Here is a 13,441-nt window from a genome sequence, read left to right as displayed (position 1 = left end):
TCCCGTTTGGGAATCGTTTCCATCGGAGAACGCCACCTGACTGGCGCCACGGATCAGGCCTGCGGCGATCGTCGGCCTGGCCGGCGGGTGCGCTTGGCCGGCAGGCCCGGCAACGGCGCCAGCAGCGCCTGGACGTCTTCCTCACTGAAGCGTGGACCCGTGCTGCCGCCGCCTTCCAGAATCGATTCCGCCAGCAGGGCCTTGCGTTCCTGCAGCTCGGCAATCCGTTCTTCGATGCTGCCTGCGGCGATCAGCCGGTAGACGAACACCGGCTGCTGCTGGCCGATGCGGTGGGCGCGGTCACTGGCCTGGTTTTCGGCCGCCGGGTTCCACCAGGGATCGAAGTGGATGACGGTGTCTGCAGCAGTCAGGTTCAACCCGACGCCACCGGCCTTCAGGCTGATCAGGAACACGGGTACCTCGCCCTGCATGAAGCGCTGCACCGGTGTGGCCCGGTCCTGGGTATCGCCGGTCAGCGTCACATAGGCCAGCCCGAGCTCCTCCAGCGCCTGCGCGATCAGCGCCAGCATGCCGGTGAACTGCGAGAACACCAGGATCCGCCGGCCTTCCTCGACCATCGACGGCAGCATGTCGCGCAGCAGCTCCAGCTTGGCCGAGCCGGCATTGCGTGCAGGGGCGTCGCCCGGCAGCAGGCGCGGATCGCAGCAGACCTGGCGCAGCTTCAGCAAGGCATCCAGCACCACGATATGGCTGCGCGCCAACCCGCTGCCGCTGATGGCTTTGCGCACCTGCTTTTCCATCGCCGCACGCACGGTTTCATAGAGATCACGCTGGCCACCCTCCATCTCCACCGCGCGGGTAATGAGGGTCTTGGGCGGAAGCTCTGACGCGACCTGATCCTTGCGCCGGCGCAGGATGAAGGGGCGCAGACGCTGCGCCAGCAACGTGGCGCGACGGTGGTCGCTGCCGCGTTCGATCGGATGGCGCCAATGCTGGTTGAACTGTTTCTCGCTGCCGAGCAGGCCGGGCAGCAGGAAATCGAACTGCGTCCACAGTTCGCCCAGATGGTTTTCCAGCGGCGTACCGGTCAGGCACAGGCGATGGCGGGCCTGCAGCGTGCGCAGGGTGACGGCCGCACGCGATTTCGGATTCTTCACCTGCTGGGCCTCGTCGAGGATCAGCAGATGGTAGGCATGTGCCTGCAGCGCCTGCTCGTCGCGCCACAGCAGGGGATACGTGGTCAGTACAAGATCGTGCTCGGGGATCGCCTCGAACAGCGCTTCACGTGCCGGTCCGTGCAGGGTCAGCACGCGCAGGTCCGGGGTGAAGCGTGCCGCTTCGCTCTGCCAGTTGTGCAGCAGCGAGGTCGGCACCACCAGCAGCGCCGGCCGGTCCAGGCGGCCACTTTCCTTCTCGACCAGCAGATGCGCCAGTGTCTGCAGGGTCTTGCCCAGCCCCATGTCATCGGCCAGCACCCCGCCCAGCCCCTGCTGGCGCAGGTACTGCAGCCACGACAGGCCCTCCAGCTGGTAGGGACGCAGCGTTGCCACCAGCCCCGCCGGTGGCGGCACTTCGCCAAGTGCGGGTGCCTGCATCAGCCGCTGCACCAGCGCTTGGGTATCCTTGCGGCCCCGGAACTGCAGGCGCGCCGTGTCCTGCAGTGCCTGCAGGCGGCCACGGTCAAGCGCTGACAAGCGCAGCGGCGCGCCACGCTGGGCGAACAGGTCCGCCAACAGGGCCATGATCGGCTTCAGTCGCGCGGCCCGCAGTGCCAGGCGGGTGTTGTCGCCTGCCATCAACAGGACGTTCTCGTCGTCGCCGATGGCGTCCAGCTGGCCACGCATCCAGCGGGGATCGGACTGCAGCACCTGCTGCAGCAGCGGAACCATCGATACGTTGCGGCCTTCCACCTGGATGTCCAGACCCAGGTTGAACCAGCCCGCATCCGTCGGGTCCGCCTGGATGTCCAGGTCGATCTCATCCACCCGGGTGATGCGATGGCGGAAGTCGTCGTCCGTCTCCACCTTCCAGCCCAAGGCTTCCAGGCGCGGCACGTCATCCAGCAGGAACCGTGTCCAGTCATGGGTGCGCAGCTGGAACTGCGGGCCAGCGCCGTCCAATGGCGCCCGCGGGTCTGTGTCGCGATACAGTCCCACTGTGCGCAGCTCGGCCTCGCGCCGTGATTCCTCAGCCAGGTCACGGGGCAGCAGGGCGAGCTGGCCCTCCGGATCGAGTGCGAACAGGCTCGGATCATCCAGGAACCGCACGTGCTCGTCGTACTCGAAGGCCACGGTCGCGATATCGGCCCATTGCGACGGGTCGCGGCGGCCGAGCCACGCCGGCCGGAACTCAATCGTATGCAGGCGCAGCACGGGGATCATCGCGCTGATCTGCAGGGTGGGCAGTGTGTCGCTTGCACCGGGGCGCGGCAGGGCAGGGTCGATCTGTTGCAGCATCTGTGCGACCACCGCTTCTTCGTTGGGTAACAGATTGGGCAGGCTCAGGAAGGCGTCGGCGTCCTCGGCCCTGACATCCAGCAGCAGCTGACCGACCTCGCCGGTGACCGGGTCCAGATAGCACGCACTCCGGCCCAGGACCACGCCTCTGGCGCCGCCCTCCACGCTCAACGCGGGTTCCAGCAGCGTCGCGCCCTGCGTCATGCCAACGGTCCAGCCCAGTTCGCCGCGGCGTGGAGCTCCTGACCGGGCCGGCACGTCGCCGTGCGTACCGCAGGAGACCCAGCCATGGCCGCTGGAGACGATCAACTGCAGGGTGGCCGCGAAGTCGATCCATTCGTCCTTCGTCGCGGGCTGCCGCTGGGTGCGTAGCTGGATCATCACCGCCAGATCAGTCGGCGTGAGATAGGCCGGAGGATCCAGCAGCAGGTCCGCGGTGATATCCATCCACTTGCCCGTGCTGATCGCACCATCGGTCCCGTACTTGACGCGCCGGACCAGCACGGCGGGGTGGTGGTTGTAGGTGGACAGTTCGAAGATGACACCGTTCCGGCGTGGCTGGGCCGGCCGGATCCGCGCGCTCTGCCAACGTGAAAGCTCTGCCAGCAGTTCAGGACGCGGCGGTTGCGTCAGGTCCTGTTCGGTCAGGGGGCTCTCGTCGTCCATGGCAAGCGAATCCAGCATGTACGAGACCAGCACCGCCGCCACATGCTTGCAGGTGCGGCCGACGGGGCAGGAACAGGCACTCTGCAGGCGGCTGCGCGCGGTACGCGTACTGGCCGTCAGATCGATCTCCACGTAGTAGGGATGCCTGGCCGAACCCTGTACCTCGGCCGTCAGCAGGCCATCGCGAAGTTGCCGGTTGCGCACGCCACCCAGGCACTGCTCGCTTTTCTGCAGTGTCCATTCGTCGATCCAGCGGAACAGGTCTTCGTCTGTGAAGGTCGGCGTCATCGTAGATCGAGGGGCGTAGGCGCTGAAGCACCCTTCTGCGTGGAATCGCCCATTCTACCCAATGCCCGCCTGGTGCTCCGTCAATGCTGCGGCGCATCCAGGCCCTTCGCCGCCCTCCAGCTAGAATGCGGTCATCCTCAACGTGCAGGGTAGTACAGCAATGCAGCAATCGACTTCCACCGGCAAGCGCGGCAAGCGCTTCGCCAGTGCGGCGGAGGCCCTGCAAGGGGTGGTCGCCGATGGCCAGACGCTGGCCGTGGGCGGCTTCGGCCTGTGTGGCATTCCCGAGGCCCTGATCGCCGCGCTGCGTGACAGTGGCGCCAAGGGCCTGACCGTGATCTCCAACAATGCCGGCGTCGATGGTTTCGGCCTGGGCCAGCTGCTGGAAACCCGCCAGATCAAGAAGATGATTTCGTCCTACGTGGGCGAGAACAAGGAATTCGAGCGCCAGTTTCTGGCCGGCGAGCTGGAGCTGGAATTCAACCCGCAGGGCACCCTGGCCGAGCGCCTGCGTGCCGGCGGCGCGGGCATCCCGGCGTTCTTCACTGCCACCGGCTACGGCACCGTGGTGGCCGAGGGCAAGGAAACCCGCGAGTTCGACGGCAAGCACTACGTGATGGAGACCGCGCTGCGTGCCGATGTCGCGCTGGTCAAGGCGTGGAAGGCCGACGAAGCAGGCAACCTGGTGTTCCGCAAGACCGCGCGCAACTTCAACCCGGCCTGCGCGATGGCCGGCAAGGTTTGCATCGTGGAAGTGGAAGAGGTGGTGCCGGTCGGCGCCATCGATCCGGACCTGGTGCACCTGCCGGGCATCTACGTGCACCGCATCGTGCACAACCCGCATCCAGAAAAGCGTATCGAACAGCGCACCATCCGCGCGGAGGGCAACTGACATGGCGTGGACCCGCGATGAGATGGCGGCACGCGCCGCCCGCGAACTGACTGATGGCGCCTACGTGAACCTGGGCATCGGCCTGCCGACCCTGGTCGCCAACCATATTCCCGAAGGCGTGGATGTGTGGCTGCAGTCGGAGAACGGCCTGCTCGGTATCGGCCCGTTCCCGACCGATGCCGAAGTGGACGCCGACCTGATCAACGCCGGCAAGCAGACCGTCACCGCACGTGCCGGTGCCAGCTACTTCGGCAGCCACGACAGCTTCGCGATGATCCGCGGCGGCCACGTCAACCTGGCCATCCTCGGCGCCATGCAGGTCACCCATAAGGGCGACCTGGCCAACTGGATGGTGCCCGGCAAGATGGTCAAGGGCATGGGCGGCGCGATGGATCTGGTGGCCGGCGTGCAGCGCGTGGTGGTGCTGATGGAGCACACCGCCAAGAACGGCGAGCACAAGATCCTGACCGAATGCACGCTGCCGCTGACCGGTGTGGGCGTGGTCGACCGCATCATCACCGATCTGGCCGTGTTCGACGTCACCGACAAGGGCCTGTTGCTGGTGGAAGCGGCGCCGGGCGTCAGCGATGACGAGTTGAAGGAAAAGACGGGCGTGGCGTTCGTTCGCGGTTGAAGGTCCGGGGCGGCCCGGCTCAGGGACGCCCCATTCTCAGGTAGCGCCATGCTTTTCCCTCACGACCTGCCCGATGCCGATGTCCAGCACCTGCCGGGCTGGCTGGCCGCGACCGATGCCGACCGGCTCCTGTCCGTGCTGCAGGCCGAAGTCCCCTGGGAAGTCCACCGCATCCGCATGTTCGGCAACTGGGTGGATTCGCCGCGGCTGAGCTGCTGGATCGGCGATCCGCAGGCGCGCTACCGCTATTCGGGGGCTGAATTCGTGCCGCACTTCTGGCCACCCTCGTTGCAGGCCATGCGTGATCGCCTGCAGGTGGAGGGCCTCGGCCGCTTCAACAGCGTGCTGCTGAACCGCTATCGCGGCGGCGGTGATTACATGGGCTGGCACAGCGATGACGAGCCGGAGCTGGGGCCGGCCCCGGTGATTGCTTCGCTGAGCCTGGGCGCGGCGCGGCGCTTCCTGCTGCGCCGGCGCGATGACCCGGCGCGGAAGGCCGAGTATCTGCTCGGCCATGGCGATCTGCTGGTGATGGCCGGTCAGACCCAACAGTTCTATCAGCACGCGCTGCCGAAGATGGCACGCGTGCAGGGGGAGCGGATCAACCTGACGTTCCGCTGGATCACGCCGCGCTGATCGATCAGCGCGCGACGGTCGGCTGGTCGGCCTGCCCGCTCACCAGCGTCCAGCCCACCACGTCCTGCGCCAGCTGCTGCAGCCCACGCTCGAACGCGGCGGTCACCGCCGGTACGTCGGTGCTGCCGACCGGCTGCGCCTGGCGGAAGGTGCGGTCGGCGACCACGCGCTGGTCGGCCACGTGGATCAGCTTGGCGTTGACCTCGATCACCACTGTCGGCGTGGCCTGTCCCTGGTAATCCGATTCGAAGCGGCGCACGTCGGTGGACAGCTTGTAGTCGGCGCGGATGCCGGCGGTGCTGCGGGCCACGCCGCGGATGCGGCCGGAATCCTCGAAGCCGCGCAGCAGGGTGTCCTCGATCATGTCGGTGGCCGGCTGCGCCCAGCTGGCGCCCTTGTAGATCTCCAGCTGCGATGGCGTCGGCCGCACGTTGATGCGCGGGCTGTCGACCATGCGCGCGGCGCTGGGTTTGGCCAGTACCAGCTGCCAGCTGGCCTGTGGCCACGCCGGGTCCGCCTTGACCTGCACGGACGGCGAGTACAGCGTCACTGCGGTTTTCTCGCTGCTGCCAAGGATGGAGCAGCCGCCCAGCAGGGTGACCATCGAAGCGGCCAGCAGCAGGCGCGGAAGGGTGGTCGGGCTCATTTGGGTTCGAACTCCTTCGGTGCGTCGCGGCCCAGCAGGTAGCGCGCGGGGTTGTTCTCGAGGCGGTCGCTGACCCGGCGCAGGTCGCGGATCAGGCCGCGCAGTTCGGTCAGCGTCGGGCCGAGCTGGCCGAGGCCATCGTTGGCGAAGCTGTTGATGGCAGCGCGGTTCTCGCCAAGGATCGAATCGGCGTTGCCTGCGGCCGAATCAAGCTTGGCCAGAGTGCCGTCGAGCTTGTCGATGATGCCCGGCAGCTGCTGCACCAGGTTCTTGTCCAGGCGCTCGATGGTGCCGTTGGTGGTCTTCAGCGTGGTGTCCAGGCTGCGCGCGGCGTCGCGCGCGCTGAGCAGCAGCGCCTGCGTGCCCTGGTCACGGTCGGCCAGACCACCGCTGATGGTTTCCAGGTTGGCCAGTGTCGCGTTGATCGAAGCCACGTTGCGGTCGCTGAGAATCTGGTCCATGCGCTCGACGATGCGGTTGGCGACGTCGGTGATGTTCTGCAGCGCCGACGGCGTGGTCGGGATGATCGGCGCCGGGTCCTTGTTGACCGTGGTCAGCGCCGGCGACTGCGGCGTGCCACCGCTGAGCTGGATGATCGACGGGCCGGTCAGGCTGGTGATCGCCAGCTTGGCGCGGGTATCGGTCTTGACCGGCGTGTTGGAGTTCAGGCGGATGCGCGCGACCACCTGGCGCGGGTCGTCCGGTACCAGGTTCAGTTCGGTGATCGAGCCCACCGCGATGCCGTTGTACTGCACCGGGCTGCCCACCGACAGGCCGGTCACCGCTTCGCGGAACACCACGCGGTATTCCTGCCAGGTGCGGTCGGAAGAGTACTTGGCGGCCCACAGGCCGAAGGCCAGCAGGGCCAGGCCGGTGATCAGGGTGAACGCGCCGATCAGCACGTAGTTGGCTTTGGTTTCCATGGCTCAGGCACTCTCGATCTGTTCGCCACGCGCGGCGCGCGCGCGGGGTCCGTGGAAGTATTCCTGGATCCACGGATGATCCAGTTTCTCGATGTCAGGCAGGGGCGCATTGGCCACGACCTTGCGGTCGGCGATCACCGCGACCCGGTCGCAGATCGCGTACAGCGTGTCCAGGTCGTGGGTGATCAGGAACACGGTCAGCCCCAGCGCTTCCTGCAGGGTCTTGATCAGGCGGTCAAATGCAGCCGCACCGATCGGGTCGAGGCCTGCGGTCGGTTCGTCCAGGAACAGCAGCGGCGGATCCAGCGCCAGCGCTCGGGCCAGGCCGGCGCGCTTGCGCATGCCACCGGACAACTGCGAGGGCAGCTTGTTGATCGCATCGGCGGGCAGGCCGGCCAGCTTCACCTTCAGCAGCGCCAGCTCGTAGTGCCAGCGCTCGGGCAGTTCGCGATGGTGCTCCTTCAGTGGCACCTGCACGTTCTCGCCCACGGTCAGCGAGGAGAACAGGGCACCGTCCTGGAACAGCACGCCGGTGTTGCGCTCGATGTGCAGGCGGCTCTCAGCATCGTCGGCACGCGCGTCGCGGCCGAGCACTTCGATCTGCCCGGCATCGGGCACGCGCAGGCCGAGGATCGAACGCATCAGCACCGATTTGCCGGTACCCGAACCACCCACCACGCCCAGGATCTCGCCGCGGCGTACATCCAGGTCCAGGTCCTCATGCACGGTCTGGCTGCCGAAACGGTTGACCAGACCACGCACGCGGATGGCCAGCTCGTGGCCGTTGTCGTCCTGCATGGGAATTTCTTCGGGCGTCGCATGCGTGCTCATGTCACCAGTCCATGTGCATGAACCACAACGCCGCGAAGGCGTCGATGATGATCACCAGCGAGATGGTCTGCACCACGCTGGAGGTGGTGCGTTCGCCGACCGACTGCGCCGTGCCTTCGACCTTCAGTCCTTCCAGGCAGCCGATCAGGCCGATCACCAGCGCGAACACCGGCGCCTTCGACAGGCCGACCAGCATGTGGCGCACTTCCATCGTCTCGTGCATGCGCGCGATGTACATCTGCGGCGGAATATCCAGGTCGAACGCACCCACCGTGATGCCACCGGCCAGACCGGCGACCATGGCGATGAAGGTCAGCAGGGGCAGGGTGACCAGCAGCGCCAGCAGCCGTGGCAGCACCAGCAGGTCGATCGGGTCCAGGCCCAGAGTGCGCATCGCATCGATTTCCTCGCGCGCCTTCATCGCACCGATCTGCGCGGTGAAGGCGCTGGCGGTGCGGCCGGCCAGCACGATCGCGGTCAGCAGCACCGCGAACTCGCGCAGGAAGGCGATGTTGACCAGCTCGACCACGTAAATCTCGGCGCCGAAATCGCGCAGGATGGTCGAGCCGAGGAAGGCGATCACCGCGCCGACCAGGTAGGACAGCAGTGCCACCAGCGGTACCGCATCCAGCCCGACCTGCTCCATCTGGTGCACGGTGGCGGTCAGGCGGAAACGGCGGGGTTCCTTGACCAGGCGCGCGGCCTTGACCAGGTTCTCGCCGAGGAAACTGCACAGCGCCTTGATGTTGTGGCCGGTGGCATGGACGCTGACACCCAGCCGTTCCAGTGCAGCCAGCACGCCGAAGTCGCGCTTGGGCTTGGGCCGGTCGTCGGCCACTTCCTCGATGGTGCACACCAGCGCCTGGTGGTCCGGGCGGAACTTCAGTGCGTCCTCACCGAGGTCGGCGCGATGGGCCACGCGCAGCACCTGCAGCACGCCGGCCGAATCCATCTTCTCGATGGCGGTGGCATCGATGCCGGTCAGCGTGTCGGGAACGCCGCGCAGGACTTCGGCCGCGGCCAGCGCGGTCTTCAAGGTCCAGGTGCCGGACAGGCGGATCACGCCCGGGTCATGGGCATCCTGTTCGAGCTGGGGGGCGTGGTTCGGGGTCACTTGGGCCATTCGGGTCGCAGCATAACCGTTCTGTATTGGGCATCGCGTCGAACTCGGATGAATTTCTCCGGTAAGGCCCAGCCTAGGTAATACTACGGCGCATGTCCGCAGACGCTCACACGATCCCCACGCCCCAGGCCACCTACGCGCAGCGCGTGGCCTTCGTTTCCGAGATCGCCGGACGCCTGCACAGCTACGGCACAACGGCCCAGCGCCTGGAAACGGCAGTGGTGGCACTGGCCCGCCAGCTCGATCTGGATTGTGAACCGTGGTCGAATCCCACCGGTATCATCCTCAGCTTCAGCGACCCTGCGCAGGCGATCGGCTCCAGTGACATCACCCGCGTGATCCGTCTGGCCCCCGGCGAGAACGACCTGCACAAGCTCAGCGTGGCCGACCATATCGCCGAGGAAGTGGCCAACGGGCGGATGAGCATCGCCCAGGGCCACACCGCGCTGCGCCAGCTGGACAAGGATCCGGGCCGGCGCGGCAAGCTGCGCACCATCCTTTCGTTCACCCTCGGCGCGGCCGGTGTGGCGGGCATGTGGAAGCTGCCGTGGCTGGACATTGCCACCGCCGGTGTCATTGGCCTGATGATCGGCCTGCTCGGCATGGTCACCGACCGTCGCCCGGCCACCCGCGAAGCCGCCGAGGCACTGGCCGCGCTGCTGGCCGGCCTGGTCGCCACCCTGGTCGCGTCCTTCATCGGCGCGCTCAATCTCAACACGGTGATCATCGCCTCGCTGGTGGTGCTGCTGCCCGGCATGTCGCTGACCAATGCGGTCAATGAACTGGCCAGCCAGCACTGGGTGTCGGGTACCGCGCGCTTTGCCGGCGCGCTGACCACCATCATGAAGCTCAGCGTCGGCGCGATGATCGCGGTGACCCTGGCCGACGTGCTCGGCCTCGATCCGGTGATCCGCGCCACGCGGCCGCAGGGGCCGTGGGTGGAGTGGGGCTCACTGCTGACCGCGGCGTTTGCCTTCGCGATGCTGTTCAAGGCCAACCGCCGCGATTATCCGTGGGTGATCGCGGCCTCGGTGGCTGGTTATGCGATCTCCAAGTTCGGTGGCCACGCCTGGGGCGCGCCGGCTGGCATCTTCCTGTCGGCGATGCTGCTGACCGCCGGTGGCAATCTGTTCGGCCGCCTAGTCGGCCGCCCGGGCGCAATCATCCGCCTGCCCGGCATCATCATGATGGTGCCCGGCAGCACCAGCCTGCGCGGCGTGCTGACCCTGGTCCAGCAGCAGGACGTGGGCGCCGGCCAGAGCGTGTTCCTCACCGTGCTCAACGTGGTGATGGCGCTGGTCGCTGGCCTGCTGTTCGGCAACCTGCTGATGCCGGCCCGCAAAACCCTGTAATCGCCCTCTGGGCTGCTTCCTGTGGATGTGGACCGTTGGTCCACACCCCTTTCCTTTCCGGGGAATGAAAAAACGCCGGCTTTCGCCGGCGTTTTTCATTGCATCCCGATCCGGCCTCAGGCCTTCTTGATCAGGAAATCTTCCGGCTTCTTGTTGCCCTTGGCGGTCAGCTCGGCCATCCAGCGCGGCTGCTTGCCACGGCCGGTCCAGGTTTCCTTCGGATTGGCCGGGTTGCGGTACTTCGGCGCAACCTTGCCCAGCTTGCGGCCAGCGGTCTTCGACGGTGCCTTGGCAACCTTGGCCACCTTGCGCGCGCGCGGGGCCGGGGCGTCGCCGAACAGTTCCTCGATGGTGTAACCCTCGGTCTTGGCCAGCTTGGTCAGCTGTGCCCGGACCTTGGTGATCGGCCGGCGCTTGGCGACGATGGTCTGCTGCTTCTTGGCGGTGCGGATCAGGGCGCCCAGCTCGCGTGCCGACAGGCCGGTCAGGTCAATGCTCATTTACGGTTACTCCGGAAACTAATAAGTGGACGGGACGAGCCAGTCCCTGGCGTCGCGGGACAGAATAAAGATGAATTAATCGCAGCACAAATGCAGACCGGTCATGGCCTGGCAGCATCCCGGCTGCATTGCGTCGATTTTGACCGGATTATGTCCGCTGCAATATTGCTCAAATGGGCGTCAGGCAAAAAAAGACCGGGGCATGCCCCGGTCTTTTCCTGATCAACCCTGCAGGCGCTGCAGCAGGGTGGCCTTGTCCAGGCTTTCCGCTTCGCTGGCACGACGCGAGCGGTACTCGTAGGTGCCGGCGGCCAGACCACGTTCGCTCACCACCACGCGGTGCGGGATGCCGATCAGTTCCATGTCGGCGAACATTGCGCCCGGGCGCAGGCCACGGTCGTCGAGTGCCGCGTCCAGGCCCGCATCGCGCAGCTCCTGCAGCAGGTTGGCCGCGGCGTCGGCCACGGCGGCGTCGCCCTTCGGATTGATCACGCACACCACCACCTGCCACGGCGCCATCGCGTCCGGCCAGATGATGCCGGCATCGTCATGGTTCTGTTCGATCGCGGCAGCCACCACGCGCGAGATACCGATGCCATAGCAGCCCATCGCCATCACCGCCGCCTTGCCGTTCTCGTCCAGAACGGTGGCATCCAGCGCTTCGGCGTACTTGCGGCCGAGCTGGAACACGTGGCCGACTTCGATGCCACGGGCGATCTTCAGTTCACCACCGTCCAGCGCGCGGTCACCGGCACGCACGTTGCGGATGTCGGCCACTTCCGGTTCCGGCAGGTCGCGGCCCCAGTTGACGCCAGCCAGGTGGAAACCGGCTTCGTTGGCGCCGACGACGAAGTCGGACATCGCCGCCACTTCGCGATCGGCCACCACGCGGATGGCCTTGGCCGGGGCGACCGGGCCGAGGAAGCCCGGCACGCTGCCCAGGTGCTCGGCGATTTCCGCCTCACTGGCGAAGCGCTGTTCGTCCAGGCCGGCAACCTTGGCCAGCTTGATCTCGTTGACCTCATGGTCGCCGCGTACCAGCAGCAGCACGAACTGCTGTGCCTTGCCTTCGCCGGCGATCAGCGCCACCGATTTCACCGTGCGCTGCAGGTCGATGCCGAGCAGCGCCGCGACATCCTCGCAGGTTTTCTGGGTGGGGGTATCGACCTTGCGCATGGCTTCGCTGGCGGCCGCACGCGGTGCCGGATCGGCAGCGATCGCCGCTTCCATGTTGGCCGCGTAGTCCGAACCGGTGGAGAACACCAGCGCGTCTTCGCCGGAATCGGCGATGACGTGGAATTCCTGCGAGGCATCACCGCCGATCGCGCCGGAGTCGGCCTGCACCATGCGGAAATCCAGGCCGAGGCGGGTGAAGATACGGCTGTAGGCCGACTTCATGTTCTCGTACTCGCGCACCAGGCACTCATCGTGCAGGTGGAACGAATAGGCGTCCTTCATCAGGAACTCGCGCGAACGCATCACGCCGAATCGCGGACGGATCTCGTCGCGGAACTTGGTCTGCACCTGGTAGAAGTTCACCGGCAGCTGCTTGTAGCTGGACAGCTCGCTGCGCGCGAAGTCGCAGGCGGCTTCTTCGGCGGTCGGGCTGTAGCAGAACACCTGGTCCTTGCGGTCCTTGATCTTCAGCAGCTGCGGGCCGAACTTCTGCCAGCGCCCGGTCTGCTCCCAAAGTTCCTTCGGCTGGATGGTCGGGATCTGGAATTCCACGGCACCGGCGCGGTCCATTTCCTCGCGCACGATGCGTTCAACCTTGCGCAGCACGCGCAGGCCCAGCGGCGACCAGGTGTATAGGCCCGATGCCAGCTTGCGGATCATGCCCGCGCGCAGCATCAGCCGGTGGCTGGTGAGCTCGGCGTCGCTGGGGGTTTCCTTGGTGGTGTGCAGGTGGAACTGGGAGAGGCGCATCGTCGGCTTCGGATAACGGCAGAGACGCCTATTCTGCCAGCCCGGCCGGGGGGAGGGGTATCGGCAGGGCTGCGCCCTGCACCCGCCTCAAGCAACGTCAACTGCAACTGCAACAGCGGGCTTCCCGTGGGATGGCGGGGTGGGTCCGGTTGCGGGGGACGCCGTAAATACGTCCCTGTGGCTCGGTCGCGCCATCCATGGCGCTCACGCCCCCGCAACCGGACCCACCCCGCCTTCGACAGTTTTCTGCGATCTGTCGCCCTTTTGTAGGGCCGAGCCATGCTCGGCTGCTGTTCGATCAATTCTCGAACTATTCGATTTCCATGGAGATTCATCCACGCATGGCGTGGATCTACTGACCACCGGGAATCTGTCGGGGGTGGGGCGGTGTCGGATTGCGGGGTGTCAGCCGCATGGATGCGGCTGCCAAGCCTTATCTGATCGGAATCTGGCAGCGTAGGCGTCGAGAGCCGGCGTGGGCCGCCGTGCGAGCCTAGATCTCGACGATCCGTAACCAGGATCGCGACGATCGCCATGTAGCTTGGCGCCCACGCCGGAATCTCCCTTGATCCGCCCGAACAGTTGCTGGAGCGACCACTCGAAGCGA

At 66.5% G+C, this 13,441-nt stretch carries 11 protein-coding genes; 4 read left to right on the top strand and 7 right to left on the bottom strand.

Annotation, left to right across the window (positions count from 1 at the left end):
- Positions 1 to 53: 53 nt before the first annotated feature.
- Entirely contained in the window at positions 54 to 3,371 is a 3,318-nt protein-coding gene (locus ABE423_RS04450; RefSeq protein WP_346485119.1) for a DEAD/DEAH box helicase, read from the bottom strand.
- Positions 3,372 to 3,531: 160 nt separating this feature from the next.
- Between ABE423_RS04450 and ABE423_RS04445 the strand changes: the two genes are divergently transcribed.
- Genes ABE423_RS04445 through ABE423_RS04435 form a run of 3 tightly spaced genes read left to right on the top strand, consistent with a single transcriptional unit; the run spans position 3,532 to position 5,533 of the window.
- Positions 3,532 to 4,263, top strand: coding sequence for a CoA transferase subunit A (locus ABE423_RS04445; RefSeq protein ID WP_180837593.1), 732 nt, complete (start codon positions 3,532 to 3,534; stop codon positions 4,261 to 4,263).
- 1 nt (position 4,264) lies between these two features.
- Positions 4,265 to 4,897, top strand: coding sequence for a CoA transferase subunit B (locus ABE423_RS04440; protein ID WP_132809133.1), 633 nt, complete (start codon positions 4,265 to 4,267; stop codon positions 4,895 to 4,897).
- 48 nt (positions 4,898 to 4,945) lie between these two features.
- On the top strand, positions 4,946 to 5,533 hold the full coding sequence (locus ABE423_RS04435) for an alpha-ketoglutarate-dependent dioxygenase AlkB (RefSeq protein WP_346485117.1): 588 nt from the start codon (positions 4,946 to 4,948) through the stop codon (positions 5,531 to 5,533).
- Between the two features lie 4 nt (positions 5,534 to 5,537).
- On the opposite strand, the gene ABE423_RS04430 is transcribed toward ABE423_RS04435, so the two are convergent.
- The 4 genes from ABE423_RS04430 to ABE423_RS04415 are packed head-to-tail and all read right to left on the bottom strand — an operon-like array spanning position 5,538 to position 9,056.
- Positions 5,538 to 6,179, bottom strand: a complete 642-nt coding sequence (locus tag ABE423_RS04430) for an ABC-type transport auxiliary lipoprotein family protein (protein WP_125892546.1) — start codon at positions 6,177 to 6,179, stop codon at positions 5,538 to 5,540.
- On the bottom strand, positions 6,176 to 7,102 hold the full coding sequence (locus ABE423_RS04425; RefSeq protein WP_014035909.1) for an MlaD family protein: 927 nt from the start codon (positions 7,100 to 7,102) through the stop codon (positions 6,176 to 6,178). The genes ABE423_RS04430 and ABE423_RS04425 overlap by 4 nt, the downstream gene beginning before the upstream one ends.
- Positions 7,103 to 7,105: 3 nt before the next feature.
- Entirely contained in the window at positions 7,106 to 7,933 is an 828-nt protein-coding gene (locus tag ABE423_RS04420) for an ABC transporter ATP-binding protein (protein WP_182267241.1), read from the bottom strand.
- Between the two features lies 1 nt (position 7,934).
- Positions 7,935 to 9,056: an ABC transporter permease gene (locus ABE423_RS04415; protein ID WP_032127999.1), complete on the bottom strand. Its 1,122-nt coding sequence runs from the start codon at positions 9,054 to 9,056 to the stop codon at positions 7,935 to 7,937.
- A gap of 92 nt (positions 9,057 to 9,148) precedes the next feature.
- On the opposite strand from ABE423_RS04415, the gene ABE423_RS04410 reads away from it, so the two are divergent.
- Positions 9,149 to 10,408, top strand: a complete 1,260-nt coding sequence (locus ABE423_RS04410; RefSeq protein ID WP_049398420.1) for a threonine/serine exporter family protein — start codon at positions 9,149 to 9,151, stop codon at positions 10,406 to 10,408.
- Between the two features lie 116 nt (positions 10,409 to 10,524).
- Here the strand turns inward: ABE423_RS04410 and ABE423_RS04405 are convergent, their stop codons facing one another.
- A complete protein-coding gene (locus tag ABE423_RS04405) occupies positions 10,525 to 10,908 on the bottom strand; it encodes an H-NS histone family protein (RefSeq protein ID WP_005415203.1) in 384 nt (127 codons plus the stop codon).
- Positions 10,909 to 11,130: 222 nt separating this feature from the next.
- Positions 11,131 to 12,834: a proline--tRNA ligase gene (locus tag ABE423_RS04400; RefSeq protein WP_032128001.1), complete on the bottom strand. Its 1,704-nt coding sequence runs from the start codon at positions 12,832 to 12,834 to the stop codon at positions 11,131 to 11,133.
- Positions 12,835 to 13,441: the final 607 nt, after the last annotated feature.

It is taken from the genome of Stenotrophomonas sp. TWI1409 (assembly GCF_039673015.1).
Classification (GTDB): domain Bacteria; phylum Pseudomonadota; class Gammaproteobacteria; order Xanthomonadales; family Xanthomonadaceae; genus Stenotrophomonas; species Stenotrophomonas maltophilia_A.
The sequence above is the reverse complement of the archived record's forward strand: the minus strand, read 5'-3'. Positions and strand labels throughout refer to the sequence as shown.

Bases quoted from the DNA above. Each gene is read 5' to 3' on its own strand.
- ABE423_RS04450 (WP_346485119.1), bottom strand. From the start codon at position 3,371: ATGACGCCGACCTTCACAGACGAAGACCTGTTCCGCTGGATCGACGAA.
- ABE423_RS04445 (WP_180837593.1), top strand. From the start codon at position 3,532: ATGCAGCAATCGACTTCCACCGGCAAGCGCGGCAAGCGCTTCGCCAGT.
- ABE423_RS04440 (WP_132809133.1), top strand. From the start codon at position 4,265: ATGGCGTGGACCCGCGATGAGATGGCGGCACGCGCCGCCCGCGAACTG.
- ABE423_RS04435 (WP_346485117.1), top strand. From the start codon at position 4,946: ATGCTTTTCCCTCACGACCTGCCCGATGCCGATGTCCAGCACCTGCCG.
- ABE423_RS04430 (WP_125892546.1), bottom strand. From the start codon at position 6,179: ATGAGCCCGACCACCCTTCCGCGCCTGCTGCTGGCCGCTTCGATGGTC.
- ABE423_RS04425 (WP_014035909.1), bottom strand. From the start codon at position 7,102: ATGGAAACCAAAGCCAACTACGTGCTGATCGGCGCGTTCACCCTGATC.
- ABE423_RS04420 (WP_182267241.1), bottom strand. From the start codon at position 7,933: ATGAGCACGCATGCGACGCCCGAAGAAATTCCCATGCAGGACGACAAC.
- ABE423_RS04415 (WP_032127999.1), bottom strand. From the start codon at position 9,056: ATGGCCCAAGTGACCCCGAACCACGCCCCCCAGCTCGAACAGGATGCC.
- ABE423_RS04410 (WP_049398420.1), top strand. From the start codon at position 9,149: ATGTCCGCAGACGCTCACACGATCCCCACGCCCCAGGCCACCTACGCG.
- ABE423_RS04405 (WP_005415203.1), bottom strand. From the start codon at position 10,908: ATGAGCATTGACCTGACCGGCCTGTCGGCACGCGAGCTGGGCGCCCTG.
- ABE423_RS04400 (WP_032128001.1), bottom strand. From the start codon at position 12,834: ATGCGCCTCTCCCAGTTCCACCTGCACACCACCAAGGAAACCCCCAGC.